Raw genomic sequence first — 15,072 nt, 5'->3', positions numbered from 1 at the left:
AAAAATACCTTGTGCGCTTATACCCTGCATTTATAAACCAAAAACTGACTTAAAATACTCGACAGAAGTTTCAATTTAATACTCTAAAAGCGTATTAAATATTGAAATATTTCTCCAATACAAACTTTGTAACAATTAACCTAATACATAATTCCCTTGCCAATAGATCCCCATCACAAACAGTGTAAAATTCACAATCAAATAAAATAACATTTACAAAGGCACAAAACTTTGAATAACCGTCTTCTTGCAGGGCTTACGGCATTATCTGCATGCATTTCAAATTTTGCGATTGCAGGTGATAAAAATAATGCTCATCTTGTTATCCCTACGTTATCATCACCAGCCAAAATTGATGGTGTATTAGATGAATCACAATGGCAACAAGCAGCCGTTACAACGCTTAATTATGAAGTTCGCCCTGCTGAAAACCAGCCTGCCCCTGTAGAGACTGAAGCCCGTATTTTTGCTACTGATACTTCAATTTTTGTTTCTTTTATTGCACGAGATCATAACCCTTCTGAAATTCGCGCTAACGTTCGTGCTCGTGACAAAATATTTGGTGACGATCTTGTTGGCTTAAAATTCGATACTTTCAACGACTCACGCCTTGCCTATAACTTTTTTGTGAACCCTTATGGCGCACAAAGTGACTCGATTGAAAATGAGTTAACGGGACAAGAAAGTGATGCTTGGGATGGCATTTGGTATAGCGCTGCAACGCAAGTTGAAGATGGTTATCGTGTAGAAATCGAATTGCCACTTTCTCTGTTTAACTTTGATGATAGTCTTGATAAACAACAATGGGGATTTGAGTTTGTTCGTTACTATCCAAGAGACAACAATCACCGTTTATCGTCTTTACCTCAAGACCGAAACAATAGCTGCCTTCTATGTCAATTAGGTGTAGCAGAAGGGCTAACCAATGCTAAACAAAGCAGTGGATTACAAATCACTCCATCGTTGGTTGGTGCCCGTTTTCAAGAGCGTAACGCACATCCCAAAACAGATTGGCAAAATAGTAACGATATAGAGATTGGAACGGATATTCGTTGGGCAATTACGCCATCCACACTGTTAAACGCCACGATTAATCCGGACTTTTCCCAAGTTGAAGCGGATGCTGGACAGCTAAACATAAACACCACTTTCACTTTATTCGTGAATGAAAAGCGCCCATTCTTTTTAGATAATAAAGACTATTTTGATACTCAAAAAAACTTCTTACATACTCGAAATATCGCTGCGCCAGATTATGGTGTGAAACTAACCAGTAAAGTAGACCAACACACAGCTGGACTTCTGGTTGCCCAAGACAGCGTTACTAATTTTATTGTCCCAGGAAACTTGGGAAGTAAAGTCGTTTCATTAAATGAAGACAGCATGAATATCGCGGGTCGTTATCGCTACGATGTATCTGAAAACCTATCGATCGGAACCTTGCTCACGATTAAAGATTCAGAGGAATATCATAACTATCTTTTAAGTGGTGACGTTAAGTACCAACCTACAGAAAAAGACACCTTTAAAATACAATTTGCTGGATCGCAGACTCAATACCCAACAAATTTAAGAGAACGTTTCAGATGTAACAAAAGCGAAGTGTTTAATGGCTTTGATAGCTGTGAAGCTCATCTTCGCTCTTCAATTGACGGAAACTTCACTGGTAACTTTTATCGATTCAGCTATAACCACAACCGACGAAATTGGTCTGCTTTCGCGATATACGAAAATATCAGTGATGACTTTCGCGCCGATCTCGGTTTTATGACCCGTGCTGATTATAATAAATTGGTTGTGGGTGGTGACTATAAGTGGTTCTTAGACGATAACTTCTTCCATACCATTCGTCTTCACGGTGATTGGGATATCACTCACTCAGAAAGTGGTGAATTGCTAGAACGTGAATCCCAAGCTTTCATCGACTTTGACGGTGACTTCCAAAGTCGTTTGAAGTTCGGTGTTGTTTCCCGCACAGCTGTTGGTTTACGTAAGAATAATTCTACCTTAAAAATTAAAGGTAATACCGACTATTTCGATGAAACCGATTTGTTCTTTAGAGGTCAATTTGATCCTAATTCAGACATGACTTTAGGCTTGACCCTCATGTATGAAAAAGAAATCGATTATGCTAACAATCAACTTGGTAAAAAATTACGATTGAACCCTGATTTTGCTTGGGACATTACTGACAGGCTTTCTATTGATGTTGAATATGAAAACACACGCTTTAACGTAGAGGGCGGTCGCTTATTTACTGCAAACTTGCTTGATTTCCGCTTAAACTGGCAATTTACCGTTGAAAGCTTCTTAAGAGTATCAAGCATATACAAGCACATTAAACGCGACCCAAATTTGTACAAATATTCTGAGCGTCATGCTAAATTCAGTAACATCAACAATGAAGTATTATATGGATATAAACTCAATCCTTTGAGCGTATTCTATCTAGGTTATTCCGATGGCCACATCGCTAATGATGATGTTGATTCGTTACTTCAAACCGACCGCCGTTTATTTATGAAGATCAGCTATGCCTTTGTAATGTAATGCCTTTACTAAGAGAGCTTCGGCTCTCTTTTTTATTGATATTTCAAAGACTATCCCTTAACTTATACTCGTGATACCTGAATAAGCCCTGAAAGTTGCATCTTCAAGTATCACGAGTATACATCCACCTCTTTTATAGCTTTTAAAAATATTTAAAAAGGAAGTTTAATGAAAAAGCTAATCATTGCTTTATGTACTTTATTCTTAGTAACCGCTTGCAACTTTGAGAGCGAAGTAAAATCAATTCAAGCTGCAAGTGCTTCTGAAAAAATGTGGGCTTATATTGAATTTAGCGTTCCCCAGACCAAAGGAAAAAACCAACCTTATTTTTATTATGCTGAAATCAGCAAGCAAGCTTTTCAAAAAATATCAAACAATGACACTCCAACAGGATTCATTTTGTTAGAGAAAGTGAAATACTGGAATAATGACGATCTCATTGAGGCCTATAAAGATAAAGAGAATACTGGAGATTTAGCCTTTAGAATTGAACACATTATTCGAATAAACCCAATCAACTTTGAGCCTGTTGTAGGTCAAGGTTATGAGCAATTTGAAGAAACAGCCCAAGAAGTAAAAGAACCAGAAAACTTAGAAGCACAAACGACTAAAACAAACGAATAGAACCAAGGAGCCTACTATGTCAACGATTGACCCAAACACCCCATTATCCTCTTACGATTCAGCCGCTAAGCAAAATGCGCTTATTGCCTATATTTTCATGGGGATCGGTTTATTTACAGGAATATTTTGGTTTGTAGGGTTTGTATGGGCGCTAATTAAAAAATCGGATGCTCAAAATAGTATCTTTGCCGACCACTACTCAAACATTATCTCAGTATTTATTTGGGGCCTAGTGTTCACTGTAATCGGTGTTATCACGGTATTTTTTGTTATCGGTTGGTTTATTTTACTCGCGGTATTTATTTGGACTATTTATCGACTTGTAAAAGGCGCAGTCAATCTTACCTCAAACAAGTCTTTCAGAGGATAAGAAACCAGCGCCCCTTATAAACCATAGGCTAGCAAGCGCTAGCCTGTTGCATTGATAAACCCTTTCAACCATTCTTGAGCCTCAATTTCCGGCTCCATCGTTTCAATTGCATCAATTTCGATTCGTTCTACAACAGCTTTCGCACCTAATTCTTCTAGTAATGCATCGACTTGCTTAATCGCACCGCAGTAAGTCTCGTAGCTTGAGTCTCCTAAACCAATCAAACCATATTTTAAATTCGGTAAGTAAGGCGCGGTCGAACGAATAGATTCAAACCAAGGGAGTATATTATCAGGGAGATCACCCTGCCCTGTCGTTGAAGTAACTACTAAAAGCAATTCATTTTCAGGAGGAACAAAATCAACATTTTCATCTGGCGCCAATAAATTTGCTTGATAGCCTTGTTCTTGCAATTCAGCGGCGAGAGTTTCAGCCACATATTGTGCACTTCCGTATACGGTTCCAAATAAGATGTTGACCTTTTTCACTATGTGCTCCTCAAGTAATGAATTTACCCTACAATATCCATTTTAGGTTCGGTTAACAAGGCTTCATCATGCCAGCCAAGTTGTGCAAAAACTTGTAACCATTCACTTTCTAGTTCAGCTTCTATTTCAATTCTTTCATTGGAAACAGGATGAGTGAATACCAACTTTTTCGCAATCAACCACAAACGGTTTACCTTAGAAAACTCTCTAAAGAATTTATTCTGCTTGCCATCGCCATGTGTTGTATCACCTAAGATTGGATGGCGAAAATGCGCCATATGACGGCGAAGCTGGTGTTTACGTCCCGTATGAGGTTGCATTTTGATCAAAGCATAACGACTGGTAGGATAACGTCCAGATTGATAGGGAATTTCAGCATTTAACATTGGCCAGTAATCAGTTACCGCTGATTGCGCTTCTTTGTCTTTGTCGGCAAATTTATCCGCAATATCATCAAGCTCTTCTTTTAACGCATAATCCATTCGATCAGCTTGGTTTACATGACCTCGAACTAATGCAAGGTAGTACTTTTCAATACTGTGCTCTTCAAACTGTTTGCAAAGTTTATTTGCGACTTCACTGCTTTTTGCAAACAATAAAACGCCTGAGGTCGGTCGATCCAAGCGATGAACAGGAAATACATGACAACCTACAAGATCTCGTGTCATTTGCATCGCAAAGAACTTCTCTTTTCTAGACAAGTAAGTTCGATGTACAAGCAGTCCTGCTGGTTTGTGAATAGCCACTAAATGTTCATCTTCAAATAAGATCTCAATATGTGGTGGAGTTTCTTCTAATTCCACTTCTTCAAAGTGTATAACATCAGTCATTGAATAACTTATCCGTTGCTTTTAACAATTCAATTAATGGTTGCAGTTGTGTCTGTTGTCCCCAAACATGTTCTGCCATAGGAGAGATCGACATTGAACTTGGTAGCGCTTGTTCTGAGTCAATTAAGAATTGAATTTTAGGAATAAATATAAATTGTAGCCATTGTTCAAATGGCATCACATCATAAGCAAAAGGTGTTGTGCTACTAAGCTGTTCACTCGATGGAGTTTGTACTGACCACAAATCATACTGCTTAAGATGATGTTCTATTAAATTCAGATTTTGTTGGATTGATTGAGTCATTAAAGGTGTAATTAGCAAAACTTAAACGACATTTTAATCTAAAATGGCAACCGTTGTTAGGGCTCAATACTCGTGATACCTGAAGATACAACTTTCAGGGCTTTCAGCATTTTTATGACTCAAGACGCTAAAGGGTGAAAAAATAGTGTACTAATTTAAACTTTGACAACAAAGAAAAATCAATGCTGAAGCCTACCTGTGCGAGTTTAATTGCCACCAAGGCTTCGTTACTTAGCCTTGAAATAGACTACTATTCCTTCTACTAAGTGCCTTGCCTAACTGGCAATTAATTCTCGCTGAAATCCTACATCTTCAGGTATCACGAGCATAGTCACCATGTTACACTCTTTGCCATTGTTCATTTCATTTAACTCAGCATGAAACAAATACTCGAATTTTTACCTCTAATCATTTTTTTCTTGGTTTATAAATTTTTTGATATTTATGTCGCAACTGGCGCTTTAATCGCTGCAACACTTATCCAGCTTATCGTCACTTACCTTCTTTATAAAAAAATAGAAAAGATGCTACTGGTCACTTTTGCGATGGTGGCGATTTTCGGCACCCTGACCATCGTTTTCCACGACGATAATTTTATTAAATGGAAAGTGACTCTCATCTACATGCTATTCGCTGGCCTATTAATCGGCAGCCAACTGATGAATCGCTCTGTCATCAAGTCTATGCTAGGTAAAGAAATCGAAGCACCTGAAAAAATTTGGCGTAACTTAACCTTTTATTGGGCTGCCTTTTTTGCTGTATGTGCAGCCATAAATATCTATATTGCGTACAATTTTTCACTTGAAACTTGGGTCAACTTTAAAGTCTTTGGTTTAACCATTCTAAGTATTATCAACCTTGTGGGTACGATTGCTTACCTTTACCCTCACCTCCCACAAGAAGAAAAAGATAAGGAATAATTATGTGGTACATGATTTCATCTCAAGATGTTGAAAATAGCCTTGAGTTAAGAAAATCGGCTCGTGCTGGACATATTGAACGTTTAAAGCAACTTTCAGCAGAAGGTCGGTTGATGATTGCAGGCCCTCATCCAGCGATTGATAATGAAGAACCGGGCGAAGCAGGCTTTACTGGCTCGTTAGTCGTTGCTGAGTTTGCATCTTTAGAAGACGCTCAGGCGTGGGCGGATGCTGATCCTTATGTTGCCGCAGGTGTATATCAACACGTTACCGTTAAACCTTTTAAGCGAGTATTGCCTTAATGAAAATCGTATCTTTCAATATCAACGGACTGAGAGCCAGACTTCACCAACTACAAGCACTGATTGATACTCAGCAGCCAGATATCATTGGTCTTCAAGAAACTAAAGTACATGATGAAGCTTTCCCATTAGAAGCGGTTGAGGCCATGGGTTACCAAGTGCATTACCACGGTGGTAAAGCGCACTATGGCGTTGCAATGCTTTCGAAAAAAGCGCCTATTCACGTTCAAAAAGGCTTCCCTACTGATGAAGAAGACGCACAGCGTCGAATGATCATCGGCAAGTTTGAACAAGATAACGGTCGCACTCTTACCGTTCTTAATGGTTACTTTCCTCAAGGGGAAAACATTGAGCACGAAACCAAGTTCCCAGCGAAACGTAAATTCTATAAAGATCTGATGACTTACCTTAATGAGCATCATTCAAATGATGAAGACATCGCGATAATTGGTGATATTAATATTTCTCCGATTGATTTAGACATTGGTATTGGTGATGTGAATGCCAAGCGTTGGTTAAAAACAGGGAAATGCAGCTTCCAACCTGAAGAACGTGAATGGCTACAAACTTTGCTTGATTGGGGGCTGATTGATACTTTCCGCCAGCTGCATCCAACTCGTGAAGGTCGTTATTCGTGGTTTGATTATCGAAGTAAAGGCTTTGTTGATAATCGTGGCTTACGAATTGATGTAGTTTTGGCTACTCCATCACTAGCTGAAAGATTGGTTGAGTCAGATGTCGATTACGAACTAAGAGGTATCGAAAAACCATCTGATCATGCACCAATTTGGAGTACTTTTAAATAATTACATTTCGCCCCTGCGAGAGAGCGTTCCAATTAGATTTTTGATTGGGAACACCCTCTAGCCATTCAGGGGCAAATTCACGCTTTATTCAACTTAAATTCAATAACTCTATGGTAGGGTTTCTTGGCGCTAGCCCGTTATAAACAGTATCTATGTTATGTCTTTAGTTGAAGCAAATGCAGAAGTTACTAAAACTCAAATAGTAATTAGCGAACAAACTTCCAATACCAAGCGGCGCTGTAAAATTTGTGGTTATGAAGTTAAACGTCCGGAGTATTTTTATACTGGAATTGGCTTTTGTATAGGCTCTACGATTTGCTGCTTTTTCTGTCATATTCCTTGTTGTTTGGTAATGGGAACAGGCGCAGCCATTACCTCTTGTGTTGCTTGTGCAGCTTCGACTCGGGAGTCGGCGCCGAAAGAGCAAAAAATGTATCGTTTTCATAATAAGTTAGAGTCATAGGTGTCAGTCGCTACGGTTAAGTGGAAAACAATTAACAACCGAGGAATAAGGTAACTTTCCTAAGCGCACATGAACCTGATTAATCCCTCCATCATCCTAATTGTACTTTCAAAGGCAAGTTCGCTTCATAATTCATCCTATATTCACCTTAAGTTAACTATCCCTGCGTTACACTCAACTAAGCGAAATCAAAAAAAGTGTAAAGATTATGTCTGCATCTGCTGCAGTAACGGGAAGTGCAACCGACATACAGGCCCCACAACCCGAACAAATGCAAAGAAATGATAAAGAAGAGTATGAAGAATTGTGTGGCTATAAAATTAAGCAGCCTAAGCTCTTCAGTATTGGCGTTGGAACAGGAATTACCGCCCTTTTTTGCTGTTGTATGGCAAAAAACCCATTGTGTTGGGCTGGTGGCTTAGCTGCTGCTATTGTCTCAGGAACAGCATTTGAAGGTGCAAGACATGCCGATACACCTAAATCAGTAGAGCACTTTCATAATCAAACTGAGCCTGCCCCCTCAAATGCAAGCACAGAAACTAAGCCAACTCCTCTCGAAAACGAGAAATCTAACTAACCTTTCTTGCATATAGAAACATATCTATTGCTTGTAACTGATTTGCTTGAGGAGGCATCATTTTTCGCTTCACTTCAATCAGTTCCAATCCATTGGATTGAAGCTGAGCGAAGCAAAACGGATAAGAATGATAGTGTATATAAACTTGATCTCCAGTTGAAGATGTTTGGTAGCCATTATCAAAAGAACTGCCTTCCATAGTGCTAAAGTACAAAATACCATTAGGATTAAGTAAACCTGAGATATCTGAAATTAATTTAGCAACATCTTCTTCATCTAAATACGGCGCATTAAAGCCACAAATAATCGCATCAAACTTTTGATCAATTTTGCTGATTTCACGAGAATCAAGAACTTCAAAACTCCCGTTTTCAACATTTCCTGTTGCGAGTTCAATCATGGCAGATGATAAGTCAGTGCCATGAATTTGATAGTCTGGACGCTTCTTTAGTAAATAACTTGAAATATTGGCAGGACCACAGCCAATATCTAAAATTTTTGCATTTGGGGTTGTGACTAAATCACAAATGGCATCATAAGTATCAAAGTAATGTTCAAAATCCATGTATTTATCTTGATATTGCTTAGCCAGTTTATTAAATGTGGCCACTGAGGTTTGATACTTATCCATTAATGTCATTTCGTCCCATCAGGATTCTGAAAAGGCGTTTTTATACCAAGGTGTATGCCTTCATACAATATCAATTGTTGTTAACTTGATCTTTTTGCTTTTCGAGGAGTGTTTTTCTTTCTGTAAAAACGCTTTTTACTTTGTGTTGATTTGATCCCTTGAAGTGCTGTAGGTAATTGCTGACTCGCAATTTCAATCAGCTGATGTAATTGCTGTTGCATCGGAAGCATAAAATCTTGATAGCGCGTTTCTTTACGACTTATTGCTTCCAAGCTGGACTCCCACAACGCAGTCATATCAGGTTGGCTTACGTTATCAGGTAAGCTTTTTATCAGTCCTGTTCCAGCTTCAGTTGCAAGAATGGATTTCCCCTGTCTTTTCAGAAAACCACGCTTAAACAATAATTCAATAATGCCCGCACGTGTGGCCTCAGTTCCCAAACCATCGGTTTCTTTTAGTACTTTTTTAATTTCAGGGTCTTTTACAAAACGGTTAATACCCGTCATAGCCGATAATAACGTTGCATCGGTAAAGTGTTTAGGAGGCTGAGTTTGTCTTTCAAGCAGCTCACCATGCGAGCAAGTCAATCTCTGGCCTAAAGCAAGAGGAGGAAGTAACTGGGTTTCCGTTTTATCTAGTGAATTTTCTTTTGCTGAGGACTTGAATAAACTTTTCCAACCTAAGGATTTTTCAGTTTTACTTTTACAATTGAATTTACCACCAGCAATAGTCACTTCTACTTGGGTTTCTTGATATAAATATGCTGGATAAAATTGTGCCAAGTATTGCCTTGCTATTTGCTGATACACCTTGCTTTCATTCGCTGATAACTTAGTTAAATCAACTCGTTTTTCTGTTGGGATAATGGCATGGTGAGCATCGACTTTACTATCGTTCCACACCTTTGACTTTAAGCTTGTATTAGGCTGAGGAATATTTGCAACTAGCTCAGAAGCATTAGAAATTACAGCTGCCACAACTTTGGGCGCCAGTTGTAATTGCTCTTTGGGAAGATAACGACTGTCTGATCTTGGGTACGTAATTAACTTGTGCTTTTCATATAAACTCTGACAGATAGAAAGTACATCTTGAGCCGACATTGCAAACCGTTTAGCGCAATCAATTTGCAAACTCGATAAGTTATAAGTTAAAGGCGGATTTTGTTTTTTGTCTTTTGTTTCCAGTTTGGTAATTTCTGCTACTTGGTTACCGATGCGGTTCACAACATTTTCAGCCAACCCTTTAGCCAACACCCTGCCTTCTTCATCCATATAAGGCTGACAAGCTTCACTTGGTTGCCATTTAGCTACAAACCCTTCATTTTGTTCTGTCAATAAATGCGCTAACACTTCATAAAATGGCTTTGATTGAAATTGTTGAATTTGCTCATCACGCCTGACGACTAATCCAAGTAAGGGGGTTTGCACTCGACCTACAGACAACACCCCATCATAGCCCACTTTTTTTCCCTGAATGGTATACGCACGAGTCAAATTAATACCATATAACCAATCAGCTCGACTTCTGGCTAATGCTGATGTTGCTAATGGAATAAACTCACGGTTACTTCTTAAATTGTTTAACGCACGCTTTACTGCAGCAGGATTTAAATCACTGATCAATAAACGTTGAACATGGTTGAGTTTGGTTCCTGATACACCTAAATGAGAAATGACTTCATCAACCAGCAACTGCCCTTCACGATCTGGGTCACCCGCATTCACAATTTGAGTTGATTGTTTAACCAGCTTTCTTAGTGTCGTTAATTGCTTGCGAGTTTTAGGCTTAGGTTTAAGCTGCCACTTTTCAGGGATGATGGGTAAATGTTCTAATTTCCAACTTTTATATTTTTCATCGTAAGCATCTGGCTCAGCCGTTTCTAGCAAATGTCCAATGCACCAAGAGACACAATCACCATTGGCAAGTTCAATATAACCGTCATGTTTTTTATGTGGTTTAGGTAACACATCGGCAATAGCTCGACCCAAACTCGGTTTCTCGGCAATATAAAGTAGCATTCAAACAAGACACTGGATAAATTTACAGTAACTATAAATAGTTAAATCCTAATGTGCAACTGTAAGAAAACCAACTCAATTGTCTTCTTTAAAAATTTATACTCTTGGTTACTCCAACCGTCATAAAAAGTAACAGTAAAAGATTGAAAATTAGTCGCTTAAGATTAAAGTTTGCGTTATAACAATCATCGCCACGACTAAATTAGGTTAAGGAACAAATAATGAAATCACAATCAACACTTGCAGCAGTGATTCTGACAGGAATGCTAGGCCTAAGCGGAGTATCGGTTTCAGCTTATGCCCACGATGATCATAAGCAAGCGAAACAAATGCCAACGACACTACAATACGATGATCAATATCGCACTGCCAAAGAAAAAGCCAGAGACAAATACCGTCACCCTAAAGCTACCTTGGATTTCTTTGGAGTCAAACCTAGCGATACCGTTGTTGAAATCTGGCCTGGTGGCGGTTGGTACTCCAATATTCTTGCTCCTGCTCTAAAAGGTTCTGGCGAATTTATTGCGGCACACTTTCCTACCGATTCAGCTCGAAAATATTACCGAACCAGCCGTGCAAAGTATGACGTGAAGTTTAAGGATCACCCTGAACGTTATGGTTATATCAGTGTTACTGATTTCATGCCACCCGCTCATTCTGTAATGGCGCCAGATGAGAGTGCTGACGTCGTATTAACCTTCCGTAATGTTCACAACTGGATTGCTAATGATAATGAAGTCCAAGTGTTTACAGCCGCCTATAAAGCTTTAAAACCAGGTGGAATTTTGGGAGTTGTAGAACATAGAGCGAAACCAAACACAACTCGAGAGGAAATGATCGAGTCTGGCTATGTTACTGAAAAATTTGTTAAAGACTTAGCCGAAAAAACCGGCTTTAAACTCATCGCCAGTAGCGAAGTGAATGCCAACCCCAAAGACACCAAAGATTATCCTGCTGGTGTTTGGACACTACCACCTAGCCTAAAATTTAAAGAGCAAAATAAAGACAAGTATCTAGCGATTGGTGAAAGTGATCGGATGACATTGAAATTCATAAAACCAAAGAAATAATTTTCTTATAGGGGGAAAACAATCTCCCCCTTTTCTTTTACTTTTCGAGCAGTTACTTTCTAATTAATTCATAGTAAAAAGCCACTTTTTACAACCAAGCTACCCCACACTTTCAACCGCGCCACAACATCTTAATTAAAAAAATTTCACATTTTTTTTCATGGTCTATATTTAAGTTCGTGTGTTGAAAACTTCAGCACTAAATCTCCCGTTAATTTGAATGAGTGGTAAGCAGATGCGTAGTATGAGTTCTGTTATTCTAGAAAACGAGACAAAAGAGCTTAGTAAGTACAGTAAATTTTTAAGAAAAATTGCTTGGCTTGTAGAAATCATCGTTGTCTTCATTGGTCTCACGATTTCCATTTCTTTGGTTTTAAGTATTGATAGTTACACCAGTGGCTTCATACTTGCTGCACCTTTCGTAATGGTATCAATGATTGAATTAACAAAAATTCCATTTGTCGTTGGTTTTTGGAATTCAAGAAAATCCTTCCCACTCTATTTGGTTATGATTGCACTATTATGTGTTATCACCTTTGAAACCTTACTTAGTGGTTTTGAGCGCGCCTTTGCATCCATCAACCAAAAAATCAATTTGAATGAAATTGAGATTGCGAAGGTTGAAAACCAAATGCAAAGAAACGAGGAAAACATTCAAATTGCTCTTCAAGAATACGAAGAGAAAATGACAAACCTCAACACCAAAAAGACAGATGTAAATACTAAATATCAAGCACGTCACACCGCTGTTGTTCGCGAAAATCAGCGCCTTTCTAAAAATGTTCCGGCTTTAAGAACTCAGCTAGGTAAATTACGGGAAGAATTAATTGCTCTGAAAATTGAAAAATCAGCACTACTAAAAGAGTTGTCTGAGAAAAAAGAAGAGCGTTTTAAAAAGAGTATTGAACGAGCTGACAACTCAACTGGCTTAGTTGAAAAAGAGCGAGGTCGCTTGCTTGATCAATTAAACTCTCTCAAAGAAGAAAAGAAGCAAGCATTGGATGATGCCAGCTTTTTAACCTCTGGTTCTGTTGAAAAGCGCTATGATGAAAAAATTCGTTATGTTGAAAATCAGTTAAGCAATATTAATGATAAAACCATCACTGGTGAGGGGCCTAAGACTAATTTAGAGTCCGTTGAATTTCTTGATGGCTATTACGCTGATTTACTTAAGCTAAAAGACGATTTAATTAACCAAAAGCAAGCCGAAGTTAACTCTGTTGAAGCTGCCTATAAGCAAGCAGCCAATGCCAGCTATAGAAGCCTTGCAAATAAGCGAGCAAGATTAAACAAAGCACAAAATAATGAAATTTCAGCCTTAGATTCAAAAGCTGATGCAGTAGAGCAAGAGTTCGCCAATGAAAAGGAACTGATCAAAAAGATCAAACAAGACAATTCTGCCCTAATGTTTGAAATACGTCAGTTAGAGGTTGCGACTAATACTATGGCACTTTCAAATCAGGTATATCGAATGGCTTCTTATGTAGACAATGTTGATCACTACAAAGAAATTAAGAAAGAAACCTTAACACTCGTTGGTGTATTGTGGTTTGGTACCTTAGCTTTCATTGGTTCCATAACTGGTATCGCACTTACCCTTTCAGGTTTGCACCTTCATGGCATAGCTCTTAAGCGTAATGTTGCCCAATCTGAAGCACGAGAAAGGGAAGAAGCAATAGCCTCGGAAAAATCAGCGACTAAAGCCGAAGCTAACCAGCAAGAAACTGCCAGTGAAGAAGTAGCTAAAGCCAACGATAACGATATTGAAAAAAGCTGACCAAATTAGCTTGAATTAAAAAACCTTATCAATTTTCCCTAAAAGCCACTGTATTCACAGTGGTTTTTCATTTTCAGATTAAAAAACAAATTTTAATAACTAATCGCTATATAGAAGAAGAATTTATAATTTATGAATTACTTCAAATACTTCTAGTATTCATATTCCCCAAACAGGTAACGGAATAATCATGGCTAATATATACGAAGATAACTCGCAAACAATAGGTAACAGTCCGCTCGTTCGCTTAAACCGAATTGGTAATGGCAACATTTTGGCAAAGATAGAATCTAGAAATCCTAGTTTTAGTGTGAAATGTCGTATTGGCGCCAACATGATTTGGGCAGCAGAGAAAGATGGAACCTTAACAGCAGGTAAAGAGTTAATAGAGCCAACTTCTGGAAACACTGGTATTGCTCTTGCCTATGTAGCAGCAGCTCGAGGATATAAACTCACCTTGACCATGCCTGAAACCATGAGTTTAGAAAGAAGGAAACTCCTTAAAGCACTGGGGGCAAATCTAGTGCTAACTGAAGGCCCAAAGGGTATGAAAGGAGCAATAGACAAAGCAACTGAAATCTATAACTCTAATCCTGAGCATTACGTTTTATTACAGCAATTTGATAACCCAGCTAACCCTGAAATTCATGAAAAAACCACAGGTCCAGAAATCTGGCAAGATACTAATGGTGAAATAGATGTATTTGTAGCAGGTGTAGGCACAGGCGGTACCATCACAGGCGTAAGTCGCTATATCAAAAACACCCAAAATAAAGCCATTACTTCTGTTGCCGTAGAGCCTGTTGACTCTCCTGTTATTACACAAACACTTGCAGGTGATGATGTTCAACCGGGTCCACATAAAATACAAGGAATTGGTGCTGGATTTATCCCAGGTAACCTCGATTTATCAGTGGTAGATAAAGTGGAAACAGTCACAAACGAAGAGTCTATTGAAATGGCACATCGTTTAATGAAAGAAGAAGGGATTTTGGTAGGTATTTCTTCTGGAGCAGCGGTAAGCGTAGCTGTAAAATTGAGTGAGCAAGACGAATACAAAGATAAAACCATTGTAGTCGTGCTTCCTTCTTCTGCAGAGCGTTACTTATCTTCGCCTTTATTCCATGGTGAATTTGGAGACGCTGAAAACGTTCAATAACGACTATCTACATGATTAATTTCTGAATTAATACTGAACAGATATAAAGCCTAACATGAGTTAGGCTTTTTTTTGTGTCAGTATTTTTATTATACCAAATCAAGCTAAAGTGAATTTTTGATCACGTAATCGCATTTAGCTATTTAACCTGTTATTTTTGAACTTACATATAACAAAAAGAAA

16 protein-coding genes are annotated in these 15,072 nt (G+C 38.4%); 11 read left to right on the top strand and 5 right to left on the bottom strand.

What is annotated here, in order from left to right:
- Nucleotides 1–231: 231 nt before the first annotated feature.
- From E2H97_RS06480 to E2H97_RS06470, 3 genes are all read left to right on the top strand, one after another.
- Nucleotides 232–2,550: a carbohydrate binding family 9 domain-containing protein gene (locus E2H97_RS06480; protein WP_133406381.1), complete on the top strand. Its 2,319-nt coding sequence runs from the start codon at nt 232–234 to the stop codon at nt 2,548–2,550.
- 168 nt (nt 2,551–2,718) lie between these two features.
- Complete coding sequence (locus tag E2H97_RS06475; RefSeq protein WP_133406380.1) at nt 2,719–3,174, top strand: membrane lipoprotein lipid attachment site-containing protein; 456 nt, start codon at nt 2,719–2,721, stop codon at nt 3,172–3,174.
- A gap of 16 nt (nt 3,175–3,190) precedes the next feature.
- On the top strand, nt 3,191–3,544 hold the full coding sequence (locus tag E2H97_RS06470) for a DUF4870 family protein (protein ID WP_133406379.1): 354 nt from the start codon (nt 3,191–3,193) through the stop codon (nt 3,542–3,544).
- A gap of 38 nt (nt 3,545–3,582) precedes the next feature.
- On the opposite strand, the gene E2H97_RS06465 is transcribed toward E2H97_RS06470, so the two are convergent.
- Genes E2H97_RS06465 through E2H97_RS06455 form a run of 3 tightly spaced genes read right to left on the bottom strand, consistent with a single transcriptional unit; the run spans nt 3,583 to nt 5,166 of the window.
- Nucleotides 3,583–4,032, bottom strand: coding sequence for a flavodoxin (locus E2H97_RS06465; RefSeq protein ID WP_133406378.1), 450 nt, complete (start codon nt 4,030–4,032; stop codon nt 3,583–3,585).
- Between the two features lie 23 nt (nt 4,033–4,055).
- Entirely contained in the window at nt 4,056–4,862 is an 807-nt protein-coding gene (gene truC, locus E2H97_RS06460) for a tRNA pseudouridine(65) synthase TruC (RefSeq protein WP_133406377.1), read from the bottom strand.
- On the bottom strand, nt 4,855–5,166 hold the full coding sequence (locus E2H97_RS06455; protein ID WP_133406376.1) for a YqcC family protein: 312 nt from the start codon (nt 5,164–5,166) through the stop codon (nt 4,855–4,857). Before E2H97_RS06455 ends, truC begins: the two co-directional genes overlap by 8 nt.
- A gap of 377 nt (nt 5,167–5,543) precedes the next feature.
- Between E2H97_RS06455 and E2H97_RS06450 the strand changes: the two genes are divergently transcribed.
- The 5 genes from E2H97_RS06450 (at nt 5,544) to E2H97_RS06430 (ending at nt 8,234) form a co-directional block, all read left to right on the top strand.
- On the top strand, nt 5,544–6,086 hold the full coding sequence (locus tag E2H97_RS06450; protein ID WP_133406375.1) for a septation protein A: 543 nt from the start codon (nt 5,544–5,546) through the stop codon (nt 6,084–6,086).
- A gap of 2 nt (nt 6,087–6,088) precedes the next feature.
- Entirely contained in the window at nt 6,089–6,388 is a 300-nt protein-coding gene (locus E2H97_RS06445) for a YciI family protein (RefSeq protein WP_133406374.1), read from the top strand.
- Nucleotides 6,388–7,194 (top strand): exodeoxyribonuclease III, encoded by an 807-nt coding sequence (gene xthA, locus E2H97_RS06440; RefSeq protein WP_133406373.1) that lies wholly within the window; start codon nt 6,388–6,390, stop codon nt 7,192–7,194. Before E2H97_RS06445 ends, xthA begins: the two co-directional genes overlap by 1 nt.
- A gap of 157 nt (nt 7,195–7,351) precedes the next feature.
- Nucleotides 7,352–7,657, top strand: a complete 306-nt coding sequence (locus E2H97_RS06435) for a hypothetical protein (protein ID WP_133406372.1) — start codon at nt 7,352–7,354, stop codon at nt 7,655–7,657.
- A gap of 208 nt (nt 7,658–7,865) precedes the next feature.
- A complete protein-coding gene (locus tag E2H97_RS06430; RefSeq protein WP_133406371.1) occupies nt 7,866–8,234 on the top strand; it encodes a hypothetical protein in 369 nt (122 codons plus the stop codon).
- On the opposite strand, the gene E2H97_RS06425 is transcribed toward E2H97_RS06430, so the two are convergent.
- The gene (locus E2H97_RS06425) at nt 8,227–8,874 is read right to left on the bottom strand and encodes a class I SAM-dependent methyltransferase (protein WP_133406370.1); all 648 of its coding nucleotides are present in this window, start codon (nt 8,872–8,874) and stop codon (nt 8,227–8,229) included. The genes E2H97_RS06430 and E2H97_RS06425 overlap by 8 nt on opposite strands.
- A gap of 71 nt (nt 8,875–8,945) precedes the next feature.
- Entirely contained in the window at nt 8,946–10,883 is a 1,938-nt protein-coding gene (locus tag E2H97_RS06420) for a DNA topoisomerase III (protein WP_133406369.1), read from the bottom strand.
- A gap of 221 nt (nt 10,884–11,104) precedes the next feature.
- Here E2H97_RS06420 and E2H97_RS06415 point away from each other — a divergent pair, with 221 nt between their 5' ends.
- From E2H97_RS06415 to cysK, 3 genes are all read left to right on the top strand, one after another.
- Nucleotides 11,105–11,953, top strand: coding sequence for a class I SAM-dependent methyltransferase (locus E2H97_RS06415; protein ID WP_133406368.1), 849 nt, complete (start codon nt 11,105–11,107; stop codon nt 11,951–11,953).
- Nucleotides 11,954–12,197: 244 nt separating this feature from the next.
- Nucleotides 12,198–13,730, top strand: a complete 1,533-nt coding sequence (locus tag E2H97_RS06410) for a hypothetical protein (protein WP_218938238.1) — start codon at nt 12,198–12,200, stop codon at nt 13,728–13,730.
- Between the two features lie 190 nt (nt 13,731–13,920).
- Nucleotides 13,921–14,889 carry a cysteine synthase A gene (gene cysK, locus E2H97_RS06405; RefSeq protein WP_133406367.1) on the top strand — a complete coding sequence of 323 codons (969 nt, stop codon included), beginning with the start codon at nt 13,921–13,923 and terminating at the stop codon, nt 14,887–14,889.
- Nucleotides 14,890–15,072 lie beyond the last annotated feature (183 nt).

Origin of the sequence: Parashewanella tropica, assembly GCF_004358445.1 — a bacterium.
Lineage (GTDB): Bacteria > Pseudomonadota > Gammaproteobacteria > Enterobacterales > Shewanellaceae > Parashewanella > Parashewanella tropica.
The sequence above is the reverse complement of the archived record's forward strand: the minus strand, read 5'-3'. Positions and strand labels throughout refer to the sequence as shown.